10 protein-coding genes are annotated in these 14,020 nt (G+C 66.8%); 2 read left to right on the top strand and 8 right to left on the bottom strand.

Going from position 1 to position 14,020, the window contains the following annotated elements; all coding sequences use genetic code 11:
* Position 1: 1 nt before the first annotated feature.
* From STRCI_RS42080 to STRCI_RS42060, 5 genes are all read right to left on the bottom strand, one after another.
* A complete protein-coding gene (locus STRCI_RS42080) occupies positions 2-1,090 on the bottom strand; it encodes an ABC transporter ATP-binding protein (protein WP_269664272.1) in 1,089 nt (362 codons plus the stop codon).
* A complete protein-coding gene (locus STRCI_RS42075; RefSeq protein WP_269664271.1) occupies positions 1,087-1,932 on the bottom strand; it encodes a carbohydrate ABC transporter permease in 846 nt (281 codons plus the stop codon). Before STRCI_RS42075 ends, STRCI_RS42080 begins: the two co-directional genes overlap by 4 nt.
* Positions 1,929-2,807 carry a carbohydrate ABC transporter permease gene (locus tag STRCI_RS42070; protein WP_269664270.1) on the bottom strand — a complete coding sequence of 293 codons (879 nt, stop codon included), beginning with the start codon at positions 2,805-2,807 and terminating at the stop codon, positions 1,929-1,931. The genes STRCI_RS42075 and STRCI_RS42070 overlap by 4 nt, the downstream gene beginning before the upstream one ends.
* Positions 2,808-2,889: 82 nt before the next feature.
* The gene (locus STRCI_RS42065; RefSeq protein ID WP_269664269.1) at positions 2,890-4,491 is read right to left on the bottom strand and encodes an extracellular solute-binding protein; all 1,602 of its coding nucleotides are present in this window, start codon (positions 4,489-4,491) and stop codon (positions 2,890-2,892) included.
* 18 nt (positions 4,492-4,509) lie between these two features.
* Entirely contained in the window at positions 4,510-5,535 is a 1,026-nt protein-coding gene (locus STRCI_RS42060) for an NAD(P)-dependent alcohol dehydrogenase (protein WP_269664268.1), read from the bottom strand.
* A gap of 182 nt (positions 5,536-5,717) precedes the next feature.
* Between STRCI_RS42060 and STRCI_RS42055 the strand changes: the two genes are divergently transcribed.
* Both STRCI_RS42055 and STRCI_RS42050 read left to right on the top strand, forming a co-directional pair.
* The gene (locus STRCI_RS42055; RefSeq protein ID WP_269664267.1) at positions 5,718-7,505 is read left to right on the top strand and encodes a sigma-54-dependent Fis family transcriptional regulator; all 1,788 of its coding nucleotides are present in this window, start codon (positions 5,718-5,720) and stop codon (positions 7,503-7,505) included.
* 908 nt (positions 7,506-8,413) lie between these two features.
* Positions 8,414-9,607: a pentapeptide repeat-containing protein gene (locus STRCI_RS42050; protein ID WP_269664266.1), complete on the top strand. Its 1,194-nt coding sequence runs from the start codon at positions 8,414-8,416 to the stop codon at positions 9,605-9,607.
* Positions 9,608-9,814: 207 nt separating this feature from the next.
* Here STRCI_RS42050 and STRCI_RS42045 read toward each other — a convergent pair whose 3' ends face one another.
* The 3 genes from STRCI_RS42045 to STRCI_RS42035 form a co-directional block, all read right to left on the bottom strand.
* Complete coding sequence (locus tag STRCI_RS42045; protein WP_269664265.1) at positions 9,815-12,280, bottom strand: site-specific integrase; 2,466 nt, start codon at positions 12,278-12,280, stop codon at positions 9,815-9,817.
* Entirely contained in the window at positions 12,277-13,101 is an 825-nt protein-coding gene (locus tag STRCI_RS42040; RefSeq protein ID WP_269664264.1) for a tyrosine-type recombinase/integrase, read from the bottom strand. The genes STRCI_RS42045 and STRCI_RS42040 overlap by 4 nt, the downstream gene beginning before the upstream one ends.
* Positions 13,102-13,688: 587 nt before the next feature.
* Entirely contained in the window at positions 13,689-13,889 is a 201-nt protein-coding gene (locus STRCI_RS42035; RefSeq protein ID WP_269664263.1) for a hypothetical protein, read from the bottom strand.
* Between the last annotated feature and the right edge of the window lie 131 nt (positions 13,890-14,020).

Raw genomic sequence — 14,020 nt, 5'->3', positions numbered from 1 at the left:
GTCAACGCCCTTCCACTGCAGCGAGATCGTATGAAGGTGTCCGCACGAGCGCCCCGATCTCGTCGAAGGCGAACAGCCGGTCGGGGCGGAGTCGCAGTTTGACCAGGTCACCGAGGGTGACATCGTGAATGCCCTCGACCTGAACGACGAAGGGGCTCTCGCCGACGACCACATGGACGAAGGTCTCAGAACCGGAGATCTCCACGAAGGTGACCTCGCCCTCGACCCCGCTGGAGGCCAGGCCGACATCCGTGGCGCGCAGTCCGAACTGGTAGGTGCCGTCCGGCAGATCGGCAAGGTGCGACGAGACGTGCGTGGCCTGGAAGCCGGCCACCGTGACCAGGCCGCCCTCGATCCGGCCCGCGAAGATGTTCATGGGCGGGTCGTTGATGATGGACGCCACCGTGGTGGTCGCCGGGCGTTCGTAGACCTCCTGCGGGGTGCCCGTCTGCAGGATGCGCCCCTCGTGCATGACCAGCACCACGTCGCCGAGCATCATCGCCTCGGCGGGTTCGGTGGTCGTGTAGATGACGATCGTGTCCCCCTGGTCCGAGAAGAGGGTCTTGAATTCGTCGCGCAGTTGTTCGCGCAACTTGTAGTCCAGGTTGGCCAATGGCTCGTCGAGCAGGAGGACGCCGGCGCCGCGTGCCAAGGCCCGGGCCATCGCGACGCGTTGCTGCTGGCCGCCGGAGAGCTGGGAGGGCTTGCGCTTCTCGAAGTCGGCGAGCCCCACACTCGCCAGGCTCCGCCGGACCCGTCGCTGGATCTCGTCGCGTGACAGCCCGGCCCGCTTCAGCGGAAAGGCCACGTTGTGGAACACGTTGAGATGCGGGTAGTTGATGAACTGCTGGTACACCATGGCGGTGTCGCGCCGCCACACCGGCGTTGCCAGGAAGTCCGTTCCCGCCCGCGTCAGCGAGCCGGAATCCACGTTCTGCAGGCCGGCCAGGACCCGCAGCAGGGTGGTCTTCCCGGCCATCGTCCGGCCGATGACGGTGTGCAGCCGCCCCGGCTGGAAGGTCGCGGTCACATTGCTGAGGTGGTCGACGCCGTCGACGGTCAGGCACAGTTCAGTGGCGTTCAGGTTCATCGGACCGCTCCCGACAGGTTCCCCTTGGACAGATAGCGCTCCACCCAGATCGCGAGCAGGATCAGCGGTGTCACGCCGAAGAGCGCGGCGGCGGACAGCGTCCACCAGGGCGGAATGGAGGAGTTGAGGGCGACGACCGCCTGGGGCAGGGTCTGGACCTCGGTGAAGGTCAGCCGGAAGGCGAAGAAGAAGTCGTTCCAGCCGAACACGGCGCAGAACATCGCCGCCACGGTCAGGCCGGGCAGGGAGTTCGGCAGGATCGCCCGTACGAAGGTCTGCAACGGGCCGCAGCCGTCCAGCATCGCCATCTCGTCGATCTCCCGCGGGATGCCGTTGAAGAAGTCCACCATCACCCAGACCGCGATGGGCAGCAGCAGGGCGATCGTCACGATGACCAGGCCGGGGATGGTGTCCAGGAGGCTGCCCCATTGCAGGAGGTAGAAGAAGGGGATCACCAGCACCACCGGCGGCATGATCCGTTGGGAGACGAAGAAGAAGACGATGTCGCCGTTCTTGATGAAGCCCAGTTTGAACCGGTAGCGGGACAGTGCGTAGGCGGCCAGGGACCCCAGGGCCAGGCTGATGGCGGATGCGGCGATGGTGACGATGGCGCTGTTGACGAAAGGATCGATCACATCGACGCCGCCGGCTCCGCCGAAGATGTTGCGCCAGCCGGTGAGGGTGGGTTCGTACTGCGCCCAGGGGAGGTAGGTGGGGCCGCCCTGGACCGCGTTGGCGTTCTTGAAACTGGTCGTCATCGCCCAGAAGAACGGTCCCGCGACGAAGCAGGCCCACAGTGCGATCACGGTGTACTTGAATGTGGGATAGAGGCGCGACCTCATGCGTCCCCCTTCAGCTTGAACGCCCTGGTGAGCAGGGCGGCAACAACCGTGAGCGTGACGCTCATCAGTACGAGGTAGATGAGGGACATCGCGCCGCTGTACCCGGTCTGCTGGTCCCTGAGCCCCTGGATGTAGAGGTAGTAACCCGGTGTCTCGGTGGAGGAGCCCGGCCCGCCGGAGGTCAGTACGTAGACGCTGTCCGAGAGCTTGGACGCCTCGATCAGCCGGATGACGACCGCCGCCACCGACACCGGCGCCATCAACGGGAAGGTCACCTTCCAGAAGGTGCGCCAGGTGCCGGCGCCGTCGATCGCGGCGGCCATGAACGGCTCCTTCGGCAGGCTCAGCAGGCCCGCCAGAAGCAACAGGAACATGAAGGGCGTCCACTGCCAGACCTCGACGGTCATCAGCGCGACCAGTGCCGGACCGGACTCGGTGAGCCAGGGAATCCTGGCCAGGCCCAGCAGTTGAAGCAGATCGTTCGCCGGGCCCAGCGACTCATGGAAGATCGTCTGCCAGATGGCGGCCATCACCACGGGCGTGGTCATCATGGGGACGAGGAACAGCACCCGCCAGAATCTGCGGCCCCGTACCTCGCGCCAGACCAGCAGGGCCATGCCGAAGCCGATGACGTACTGCAGCAGCACCGTGCCGCCCGCCAGCAGGATCAGCCGGGTGATGGACGACCAGAAGCGGCTGTCGTGCAGCACGGCGGTGTAGTTGGCACCTCCGATGAAGTCCATGTAGGGGTTGCTGACGTTCCATCCGGAGAAGCTGACGCGGATGGTGAACAGCAGCGGAAAAATGATGATCAGCAAGAGGGTGAGCAGTCCCGGCAGCAGGAACATGCTCTTGTACCGGCGCAGGCCGTCCATGGTTCTCCTTGCGGGCGGGGGGCGGGAGCCCCGGGGCGGCCGGCCGGTCCGGTCCGGCCACCCGGGGCGTCCTGCGGTCGGGTCAGGAGTTGTCCTCGAGGGCGACCACATCGCGGTAGGCGCTCTGCACCTTGTCCTTGCCGATCTGGTCGGTGATCTTGGACCATTCCCGGGCCACGCCGTCCAGCGCCTCCTGCGGCGAGTCCTGGCCCGCCACAGCCGACGCGATGCCGTTGGCCAGCGCGGACATGTACTGGTTGACACCGGGAACCCGCAGGTCGAAGACGCGGTTGCCGCTCTTCTCCATCCCGGAGAGCGTCAGTACGTACGACTCGGCGACATCCTTCTCCCAGCCCTGCTGCTGCCAGAACGCCGGGTCGAAGTGGGCGTACCGGTAGGGGTTGACACCGAATCGGCCGATGGTCAGGTCGAGGGCGGTGTTGGCCTCGTTGCTGAAGAAGCACAGGTAGTCGAAGGCCATCTGGTGGTGAGTCGAGGCCTTGGCCACCGCCGATGTCCACCCCCAGGTGAAATAGGGCGCCTGGTTGGCCTTCTTGTCCCACGCCTTCGTGGTGCGGTTGTAGACCTCGGTGGAACCCGGCAGCGGTGCCGCCTGAACGTCGTTGCGGATCCTGCTGTCCGGCTGCTGGGCCTGGATGAAGGCGTCGTCCCACGAGTAGGACATCAGCGTCTGCCCGCCGCCGAAGGAGAAGATCTCGTCTCCCAGCCCGAAGTTGGCGCCGCCGGGCGCCCAGGTGGACTTGGCCTTCACCATGTCCTCCAGAGCGCGGACGAACCCGGGCGTGTTGATCAGCGGCTTCATGGTCTCGACGTCGAAGAAGACACCGCCCTTGACCTCCGGGTTCTTCACATACGGTGCCGCCCGGCTGATGAACGCGGAGAACGTCAGGTCGTCGCGCTTGGTCACCTCGGCGCTGCCGTAGTTGCGCTTGCCGTCGTCGTCGAGGTCCTTGCCGCTGAAGAACTCGGCGATCTGCTGGTACTCGGCCCAGGTCTTGGGGACTTGCAGGTCCTGGCCGGTGGCCTGCTGGTAGGCCGCCTTCCACTGCGGGTCCTTCAGCACATCGGCGCGGACCTTGAGGTAGTGCCGGTCCCCGTCCACCGGGTATTGCACGACCTTCCCGTTCCAGGTCGCCACGTCCATGTAGGTCTTGGTGACGTCCTTCATCCCGCGGGTGTCGAGGTACTCCTGCGGCACCGGTTCCAGATACGGGGCCATGTCGCCGATCCACAGGGACGGGTAGAACATGACGTCGTAAGCGGGCTGGCCCGCCTGAAGCGGTGTGAGGATCTTCTGGTGCAGCTCACCGAAGGGGACGTTGACGATCTCGACCTTCCCTCCGGTGATGTCCTCGAACTGCTTGGCGTGCAACTGGGTCGGCTCGCCGATGACAGGAACGGCATGGCTGATGATCTTGAGTGTCTGGCCGGAGTAGTCCTTGCGGCTGATCGAGTCGTAGCTGCAGCGTCCGGGGACGTCGTTGACCTTCGTGGCCGGGTAGTCCTTGCCGTACTTCTGGTAGCTGATCTGCGAACCGGGCTTGAAGAGTCCGGCCTTCTCCTTGGGCTGGTGCTGTGCCTGGCTCTGGGCGGTGCATGCCGTGCCGGTCAGGGTCGCGACGACGGCGAGAGCGATCAGGGCCGTGGACGGTCTGGTGCGCATGAGGCTTCTCCTGCGGTGTCAGGGGACCAAGATCGCGCGGCCGCGTACGGCCCCCGCGTCCAGGTCGTCGAGGGCCTGCTGGAAGGAGGCGAGGGGGTAGCGCTGGGTGTGCAGGGTGACCTTGTCCTGGGCCGCGAGGACCATCAGCTCGGAGAGGTCGTTGTAGGAGCCCACGAGGTTCCCGATGAAGTTGATCTCCGTGGAGATGACGTCGATCGTCGGCACGTTCAGGTGGCCGCCGTAGCCGATGACGTAGTAGTTGCCACTGCGGCGCAGGCAGGCGATGCCCGTCTCGACGGCACCGCCCTCGCCGACGAAGTCCAGGACGGCCTCCGCCCCGTGCCCCGAGGTGAGGTCCCGTACCCGGTCGGCTTCGCTCCCGTCCGCGACGAGGGTGTGGTCGGCGCCCAGTTCCTTGGCCAGCGCAAGGGCCTCCGGACTGCGGTCGACGACGATCATCTCGGCCGGCGACAGGGCCCGCAGCACCTGAATGCCGATGTGCCCGAGCCCGCCGGCACCGATGACCACGGCACGGTCGCCGGGCCGCAGGACCCGGGCCGCCTTGGCAACCGCGTGGTACGCCGTCAGCCCGGCGTCGGCCAGGGCCGCCACCGAAGCCGGCTCCAGGGACGGGGTGAGCGGCACGACCGAGCGGGCGCTGGTCTTCAGGTATTCGGCGTAGCCCCCGTGGGTGTCGATGCCGGGGAAGGCCGAGTTCATGCAGTGCACGTCGTCTCCGGCCCGGCAGGCTCGGCACAGACCGCACGTCGCCAGCGGGTGCAGGATCACCGGGTCACCGGCCTTGACATGGGTGACGGCCTGGCCGACCTCCGCGACCCACCCGGCATTCTCGTGGCCGATCGTGTACGGAAGGGTGACTCCGCTCTTGGCCTTCCACTGTCCTTCGAGGATGTGCAGATCGGTCCGGCACACTCCGGCGCCCCCGATCTTCACGATCACATCGAGCGGACCGGTGACCTGCGGATCGGGCACGTCCACGAGCGCGGGCGGCTCGTCGTACTCGATGACCTGCACGGCTTTCATGGCGGCTCCCTGCGAGTCGGCGGGTGGATGGTGCGCCGATTACACAGGCCGCCGCGACAAGGCCGATGTCTCAGAAAGCGTCCACGGATGTCTCAATGTGATACACGCCGTAGGCGCCACGCCGTCGAGCTGGTCCAATCACTGCATTGAGGGAAAGTGACGCGCGCAGTACGGGAGTGTTAATGCCCCACCGACAGCCCGGAACGTCGCTGAGAGTCGCCAGAGAGCTGTACCTGGAGGTCACCAAGGACCCGAGCGCCCGGCCGGTTGTGGTGGCCTCGTGGCAGCGCTCGATGGAGCACAAGGTGAAGTCGGGCAGTCTTGACGCTCCGTACCTGGACAACCCCAATCTGGAGAGCCCCCTCGCCAGGGCGGCGCTGCCGATCGTGGACAGGTTGCACGAGCAGCTCGCCGACGACCCGGTCTCCATGATGATCACGGACCGGAACGGCGTGGTGCTCTCCCGGAAGGTGTCCCACGAGGGGCTGACGACCAACCTCAACCGCGTGCGGCTGGCCCCGGGCCATGTGTTCGCCGAGCGCTACGTGGGCACCAACGGCATCGGAACCGCGCTGGCCAGCGGCCGCCCCGTCATGATCGCCGGATTGGAGCACTACGTCGAGGCGTTGCGGGACTTCCACTGCGCGGCCGTCCCCATCCTCCATCCCACCCGGCGCACCCTGCTGGGGGCCTTCAACCTCACCACCATCCGTCAGGGCTCCGACGGCATGCTCATGGCCTTCGCCCGCTCGGTCGCCGCCCAGATCGAGGGTGAGATCGCGGCTATCACCTCACGGCGTGAACGGGCTCTGTTCCATGACTACATGGAAGCGTGCTCCTCGGTGCGTCCAGGACCCGTGCTGGCCATGAGCCGCGATGTCGTCATGATGAACGACCAGCTCAGCGCCGCGGTGACCGGGCCGGATCACGACGCGCTCCTCGACCACGCCCGCGAGCTCGCCGACAACCCCCGCGCGGAGGGGACACGCAGTCTCGCCCTGCCCTCCGGTCGGGTCGCCGAGCTCAGGATCAGCCGCTGCCGACGCGAAGACAGCGACGCGGGCGCCGTCTTCAGGGTCCGGCTGATCGGACGCCCGCAGCCCGGACCTGCCGCCCTTGTGACGACGCCCGTCCGGTCGGACCTGGGACTGGTGGGCTCATCCCCGCACTGGCTGCGCGCCGTCGCAGACAGCCGCGCGGAGTTCGTCGCCGGGACGTGGCTGCACCTGTCGGGCGAAGCCGGCGTCGGCAAGAGGACGCTCGTCGAGACTCTGCACCGAGCGCACGGCGCCGGACGCCGACTGGAGATGATGCAGCCACCACTGTCCGACGCACCTGCCGTCACCGAGGGCTGGCTGCACGACATCGCAGCGCTGCTCGCCGTACCGTCCAACGTGCTCGTCCTGCGCGACTTTCACCTCGTGAGCGATCAGCTGCGACAGCGGCTGAGGAAGCTACTGACGCACCTCGACGGCACCGCAACCGGGCAACTGGTCGTGACCAGCCAGCCATCGATGGCCGGCGCCGATGACCAACTCGACCAGCTCTGCGGTGCTTTGGTGGAGGTGCCGCCCCTGCGCCACCGGCACGGGGACATCGAGCTGCTGGCCCGCTTCTTCCTGCGCAAGTACCGGCCGAGCGGCGAGAGCCGGTTCTCCCCCGATGCCCTGACCATGCTGCAGCGATGCCCGTGGCCGCAGAACGTCCACCAGCTTGAATCGGTGATGCGCAAGCTGGCGCGGCGGCCGTCAGGCCCGACGATCCATGCGGAAGACCTCCCGCCGGAATGCCGGGTGTCCTCGCACAAAGTCCTGACCACCATCGAGGCGCTGGAACGCGACGCCATTCTGCACGGGCTGATGAACCGCAACGCCAACGTCCAGCGCACCGCCCAGGACCTCGGGATTTCCCGCGCAACGATGTACCGCAAGATGCGCCGCTACGGCATCGTCCCGTCGAACCTGACCTGACAAGGCCACTCCGGGGCATCGGGCCGCCATGGGCGTGCGGCACCGCTCGATACAGCCGTCTCGGCGCGTACACCTGACCCCGGTCTGCCTCAGGCCACAGGCCCAACTGGCCGCCCCACAGCCCTGTCAGTTACTGACACGGTCCATCAACTGGCCGGTTCAGGCCCATGCCGTGACCCTGTTGGTGATCTTGGCAGGGTAGTGACAGCAGCCGCTGCTGGCGGTTGGCCGGTCAGCGGCGAGGCGGCGTCGGTCCGGGGCGGTAGACGGTGTCGATGCGTCCGGCAAGTCTCCAGCGGACTCCTTCCATGACGGTCCGCACTGCGTGGGCATGTCCGAGGGGACTCCGGTCATGCTGATGCGGGACCGGCTGGATGTGGTGTTCGCTGACGAGGACTTCACTCATCTGTATCCGGCCGATGGAGATGCGGGAAGTGGCCGGAGACCAGGAAGCCGCCGATTCCCCGGCCCGGCAAGCCGCCGACCACGGCAACACCACCGCCCTGTACCGCCTGACGGAGATACTCGCCAGGTTGTGGCCGTATGGCCTGGACCCGGATGGCACACCCACGCCCCCATGGCAGTAATTCCTGCGGTACAGGCCAGGACGGGCTCCCTGCCATGCCTTACGTACCTGAAGACCCATCGGATACCCGTCAGGCATGCATGAAGACGGCTACATGCCTGACGTGCCTTCTCCGAACTAGGCAGCTTCGGAGGCTCCGACTGCCGACGGCCTGGCAGTTCTGCCGACCAGAACAGACGTGAACAGCTGTGGCCGTTAGAGAGTGATCGTCCCTGGCGTAACTCAGAGGGCTGACGGGCGATGAGGCACATGAGGCATGCAGGTACCGGGGCAGTGAAGGTCGGCTGCAACCGGCCGGGCGCCCTATTCAGTCTTGTCGGTTATGAGCCCACGTCTGCCCCGGCGCCAGGCTGAGCGGCGCGGCCTGAGCCTGTGGCCCGTCGGTATCGTCCTGCTCCTGGCCTTCACTGCTGCGGTCCTGGTTGCCTCTGCCGTTTTCTACGCCGGATGGGGCCTGCTCGACGCACACGAGTTGAAGCCCGAGCGGCGCATCGACTCCAAAACGCTGTTCGACCTGGTCAAGCTCGCCTTCGGTGTCGTGGCCGGCGCGGGCGCCCTGGTCGCCCTGGTCGTGGCCTACCGTCGCCAGCGCGTCGACGAGGACGGCGCCCTACGCGACGCCACCCGCCTACACACCGAACGCTTCACCACCGCCGTCTCCCAACTCGGCGAAGAATCCGCCGCGGTACGCCTCGGCGGCGTACACGCATTGGCCGGCCTCGCAGACGACGCCCCCACCCGCGAACTACGCCAGACCTGCATCGACGTCCTGTGCGCCTACCTCCGACTGCCCTACACCGCCGAAGCCGACCTACCGGAGAACGACGCGGAAGCCCGTCACGACTACTTGGCCCTGCGGGAAGTCCGGCACACCGTCATCAGGCTCATCCGCGACCACCTCCGCCTACCACTCCAGCACCACCACTCCTGGCAAGGCCACGACTTCGACTTCACCAGCGTCACCTTCGACGGCGGGGACCTCTCGCAGACAGTGTTCTCCGGTGGCACGGTCCACTTCATCGGTGCGACGTTTGCCAGCAGCAATGTCGACTTCAGTGGGGCGACATTCTCCGGCGGCACAGTCCACTTCGGCGGAGCGACGTTCACGGGCGGCTGGGTCGACTTCAGAGTGGCGACCTTTTCCGGTGGCACGATCTTCTTCGGCGGGGCGGCGTTCTCCGGCGGGACGGTCGATTTCACCGGCGCGACCTTCTCTGGTGGCACGGTCTACTTCGTCGAAGCGGCGTTCTCCGGCGGCCGGGTCGACTTCGGCGCAGCGGCGTTTTCCGGAAGCATGGTCAGCTTCATAGGAGCAGAGTTCTCCAGCGGCCGAGTCAACTTCAACGCGGCCACGTTCTCCGGCGGTAGGGTCCGCTTCGACGGAGCGACCTTCTCCGGCGGGACAATCGATTTCACCCGCGCGCTTGGCCCAGCGCCGCACGGCCTGATTCCAGCAGCTGGTTCGCCCCTGCCTGGTGGGCTCGCCCTGGCAGCGGCCTGGCGCGCAGGTCACTGACGAGGGCGGGGCCGCCGCCACCAGCTTCGAGCAGTCCACTTTGGTAAGCCCGAACCAAGCTCATGTCACGCGACGGGCGACACATGGCCAATGCGCCTCATGACCCGTGGATACGCCGTGAGGCATGAAAAATGAATTGCGCGGCACCTCACACGCCTTCTCCGAACTGCCGCCAGAGAGGCCGTCCGGCGTCCGACTGCGGCGTGCTTAGTCCGTCTTGTTCAGGTTTTGGGCTTCCCGGACCGCTAGTTGCTTGATCGTCGGCATGCCGACGAATACCGGCGAGCTCTTCCGTCTCTCGTTGGCGTCAATCTGGCTGATCTTGTCGTGGGTGGCGGTGAGGCTGACGGTCAGTTGCTCGACGTCGCCCAGCCATCCTTCTCGTTCGGCTTCGGCGATCCTGGCGTGAAGGTTCTCGCGGATCTCTTCAAGACGGGGCCGTTCGTCCGGCCCCACGATCAGTACCGGGCATCGCACGCATGCGTGCTCGTGGACACAGCTACTTCCGTATGCTCGGCCGCACTGTCCCAGGGCCAGCTTGCGCCGCTCGAAGTGCCCGAGGAACTCCTGCCACTCCTCGTCGGTCACCGCCCGGTATTCCCCGGCAGGTCGTAGGCCACGGCGCCGGGCGATGAAGGCTCGGTGAGCCTCGATGGCATCTTCCGGGTAGATCGCGGCGTACCCCATCGTGGTTCCAATGTGGTCGTGACCAGCAATAACCTGGGCGATGTGCGGCGGCAAGCCGTTGAGGATGGCGTCGGTGATGAAGATCCTGCGGAAGTCGTGCGGCTGGAAGGTCAGTGGCTGTCCGTGGGCGTCGGTGATGCCGGTATCCGCCAGCAGCGTGTTGAGTGACTGGCGGATCGTGGTGATGGAGATCGTCCTGTTCTCGCCGCCTACGGGCCACTGGTAGAGCAGCGGCATGGGCGGGTTCCAGACCTTCTCGTGCAGGTCGTAGGACGGGATGCTCGGCACCCTCCCGTCATGCCTGCGAACGCGGCTGATCACAGCGCTGAGAACGTCGGCGAGCTCGGGGCTGACTAGCAGGAGGCGCTCTTGGTCCGTCTTGGACGGTGCGATCTGCAGGAGCGGGATCACCTCTCCGGTGGTCGGCAGCTTGTAGCTGACGATGCCGTGGTGGCCGAGCTCCCTAAGCTCTTCGATGCGTATCCCGGTGTGCCGGAGGATTTCCACGGTCGCCCAGCCGTAGAAGGCCAGCTTCTCCTCCGTTCGGAAGTCACGCCGCGCTCCTGTGACGTCAACGACCGTTGAAGGTTTGCCGCCGGCTCGCTCGGTAGACCGGGGCAGGGTGAAGCTCTCGCCGAGCACCGTGATGGTGGATCCCAGGGCAGCTGCCTCCAATGCCTCCAGCCGCTCCTGGGCTTCGTTCAGCCGGCGGGCAGCTGCCTGTACCAGCGCGGGCAGGACCGGCAGCCTCTCTCGGGTGCGGGCGTCGGATCTGGTGCGGACCTCCTGCTCGACGTTCTTGGCGGAGCAGTCGGCTGCTGTCACCGGGGTCGGAGCGGCCCACGGTCCCCAGCGCTCGGGCTCGTACAGAGCCCACTCGGCGATGTCCAGGTAGAAGCCCCGCACTGCTGTCCTGATACTCAAGGCTGCGATGCGCGGCTCTGTTGTCGTGGCGACCGTGCCGTTCGGCATGCGGTACTTGACCGTCTTGACCGCGATTCGGGCCTTCCACGCGTCGCGCACCTCCGGGGCCAGGTGGAGGCTGTCGATCCCGGGATGGTGCCGTTCCAGGTCGGCCCAGAAGTAGCCGACCAGATTGCTCGACAGTTGCACCAACGTGACGTAGTCGATGGTGGGCTGTCGCTCGGTCAGGTAGCTGACGAGCAGGTCGCGAATCGGCTTGTACTTCACGCCGAACCGGTCGACGAGCTGGGCCGGGCTCACCTGTCCGGCACGTATCTCGATGCTTCGCAGGGTCTTGGGTGCGTCAGGGGGAAACTGGCCGCGGCTCTGAAGCAGGGCGTAGGCGAGTCGCGTGTGGCTCCTGGAGGTTCCCGTGGCCGCCAACAGCAGTTCGAGGACATCGCCGACCACGATGTCGTCGATGCCGCCGCCCTTCGCCGCGAGGATGCGGGCCACGGCCTTGAGCGCCTTCGATGTGCGCCGCGGGTCCGGCTGTCCGGGCATGCGTGCGTCACGAAGTTCGGCAAATCCCCTGGGATCGCGGGCGGCTTCGATGGCTTCGCGCAGGTGGGGGGAGAGGCTGCTGGCGAGCCACGGCATGCTGGGACGGATGGCATCAGCGCAGACCAGGGCCAGCAGCCCGGACCCGAGCCCTGCCTTCTGCGGCCTCCTGCCGTGAGCGATCCCCCAGGCAAGCGGGGCCTCAGTCCAGCCGACCGAGGTTGCGGAGGCCGGGCTGGCGTTCCAGCGTTGCTGCCAGGTCTTCCCCTTGAAGGTCTCCAGCCATCGCAGCAGCAGGCGCGCGCCGACCATCCGCATCTGGTGGGTGGAGTTCTTGCCGTTCTTGAACGGCGGCCGCTCCAGCCTGTGGAGGACCTCCTCGCGGGAGATCCGGGTAGTGGGCCAGTCGGTTCCCGGGCTACGTGGCGGAAACCTCTGCAGCTGGGCATCGATCTCGCTGCCGGCCAGGCTCTTCGCGGCCAGGGGCGGCGGGGTGACGAGCGGGACGGTGGTAGTTGTCACCCGGGGCTCCCGCCGAAGAGGACGTCGAGGGAGTCGCGGTTGTAGGCCGGCGCGGGCGGGGCCGGAGGCGGGTTGTTGCGCTTGTGCTCCTGGCGGGCGTGGTGTGCGAGCCCTGCTGAGATCACGTCGTCCCTGGTGGGCCGGTTGTAGATGTCCAGGGTGGACAGATGCTTATGGCCGAGGATGTGCTGGACGTAGACCGGCGGCATGTTCGGATCGTCGAGCATCAAGAACGTCGCGGTGTGCCGCAGGTCGTGAAGAGTCCAGTTGGCGCCCAGGAGCTCGTTGGCGCGGTTGAACATCATGCGGGCCGCGTCGTACTCCAATGGCCGCCAGGGGCGGCGCAGGGTCCACCACAGCGGCTGCGCGTGGCGGCGGGGGACGCCCTTGTTCCAGGATTCTTCCTGGTAGAGCCGCAGCCAGACGAACGCGTCGGGGGTGGCGGGCAGTTCCTGGTAGGCGCGTGTGCCCTTGCGGATCACGCCGATGGTCTGCTGGCCGACGACTGCATCGCCCTGCTTGGCGGTGAGCAGTTCCTCGGCTCGGGCGCCGGTGGCGACCCAGAAGGCCAGGAGGGCGCGGTCACGGTGCGAGCGGAGGCCCGCGAAGACCTCGGTGTACTTCTCGTCGGGGATGCGGCGCGGGATTCGCTTGGGGACCTTGGGCCGGTAGAGGCTGGTGCGCTGTTTGTTGTGTTCCTTCTCTGGGTTGTGGTGGGCGTTGGCTCGCGCCGAGCGCTGGTTGCGGACCAGAGGGAAGGGATTGACCAGCAGCGACCCGGTGTTGCGTTCCAGGTGGAAGTCGTAGAAGGTCCGGAGCACCGTCTCGCAGTGCGCCCGGGTAGTGGGCGCGTACTTCTTTGCCGAGGGTGGGCTTGCCTGTCACCGGGTTCGGGGATCCCGGCACGGGACTGTCACGCCGGACCGGAGGTATCTCGGCCGGGTCCTTGCCGCGGTGGCGCCAGTGGACGCGTACCGGCTTGTCCGCCAGCTTCATCCACAGCATGAAGTCCCGGGCATCTTCACGAACCGCGCGGTCCCACTCGATTCCGAATGCCCACAGGTAGCGCCACCAGCGCAGCAGATCCATCCCGTACGAGCGTGGCGTCAACGGCGAACTGTCCGCTGCCATCAGGTCTCTGAGGTACGTGGCGACAGGCTCGATGGGCCGTCCGAACTGGTCCAGGACCTGGTACGGCTCCCAGGGGTCTCCCGTCTCCAGTAGCTGGCCTAACTCAGGCAGCACGAAACTCTTCAGATCCCTGTCGGGACGCTGTTTGCCGGGCATGCCGGGAAGCTAGCAGAAACCCCAACTGGCCTGCGAGAACGCGAGAGTTAGTTCGGTCAACGTGCCTGCTGCTTGCCTGCAACCCGGGATAACGGTTCCCTTCAGTCGTTCGAGCCGGAGATCAGCTCGGGGCGAGGAAGCGGGAGAACCGCTGATACGCGGCCTGGCGGGGCGTGCCCAGGGCCTTACCGATGGCCGTCCAGGTCTGTCCGTCCTTGCGGGCCGCCGCGCCGGCAGGCGGCGCCACGTCGCCAAGGAGCTTCTCCAGCCGGCCGATCGCGGCGAGCGCGACCGCCGGCCAGTCGGCTGCGTGCTCCCGCACTGCCTTCGCCACCGTGGCCAGCGCCATGCGGTCGAATCCGCGATCAACCGTCTCAAGAGGAACCGCGTGTCACGCGCTACGACAAGCTCGCGGTCCGCTACGAGGCGACCGTGCTGGTCGCAGCGATCAAC

This window comes from Streptomyces cinnabarinus (genome assembly GCF_027270315.1).
GTDB lineage: Bacteria > Actinomycetota > Actinomycetes > Streptomycetales > Streptomycetaceae > Streptomyces > Streptomyces cinnabarinus.
Note: the sequence above shows the minus strand (reverse complement) of the source record. Positions and strands in the feature narration are given on the sequence as shown.

What these genes read in the sequence shown, in the direction of transcription:
- STRCI_RS42065 (WP_269664269.1), bottom strand. Translation starts at nt 4,491, where the DNA reads ATGCGCACCAGACCGTCCACGGCCCTGATCGCTCTCGCCGTCGTCGCG.
- STRCI_RS42055 (WP_269664267.1), top strand. Translation starts at nt 5,718, where the DNA reads ATGCCCCACCGACAGCCCGGAACGTCGCTGAGAGTCGCCAGAGAGCTG.
- STRCI_RS42070 (WP_269664270.1), bottom strand. Translation starts at nt 2,807, where the DNA reads ATGGACGGCCTGCGCCGGTACAAGAGCATGTTCCTGCTGCCGGGACTG.
- STRCI_RS42060 (WP_269664268.1), bottom strand. Translation starts at nt 5,535, where the DNA reads ATGAAAGCCGTGCAGGTCATCGAGTACGACGAGCCGCCCGCGCTCGTG.
- STRCI_RS42075 (WP_269664271.1), bottom strand. Translation starts at nt 1,932, where the DNA reads ATGAGGTCGCGCCTCTATCCCACATTCAAGTACACCGTGATCGCACTG.
- STRCI_RS42050 (WP_269664266.1), top strand. Translation starts at nt 8,414, where the DNA reads ATGAGCCCACGTCTGCCCCGGCGCCAGGCTGAGCGGCGCGGCCTGAGC.
- STRCI_RS42080 (WP_269664272.1), bottom strand. Translation starts at nt 1,090, where the DNA reads ATGAACCTGAACGCCACTGAACTGTGCCTGACCGTCGACGGCGTCGAC.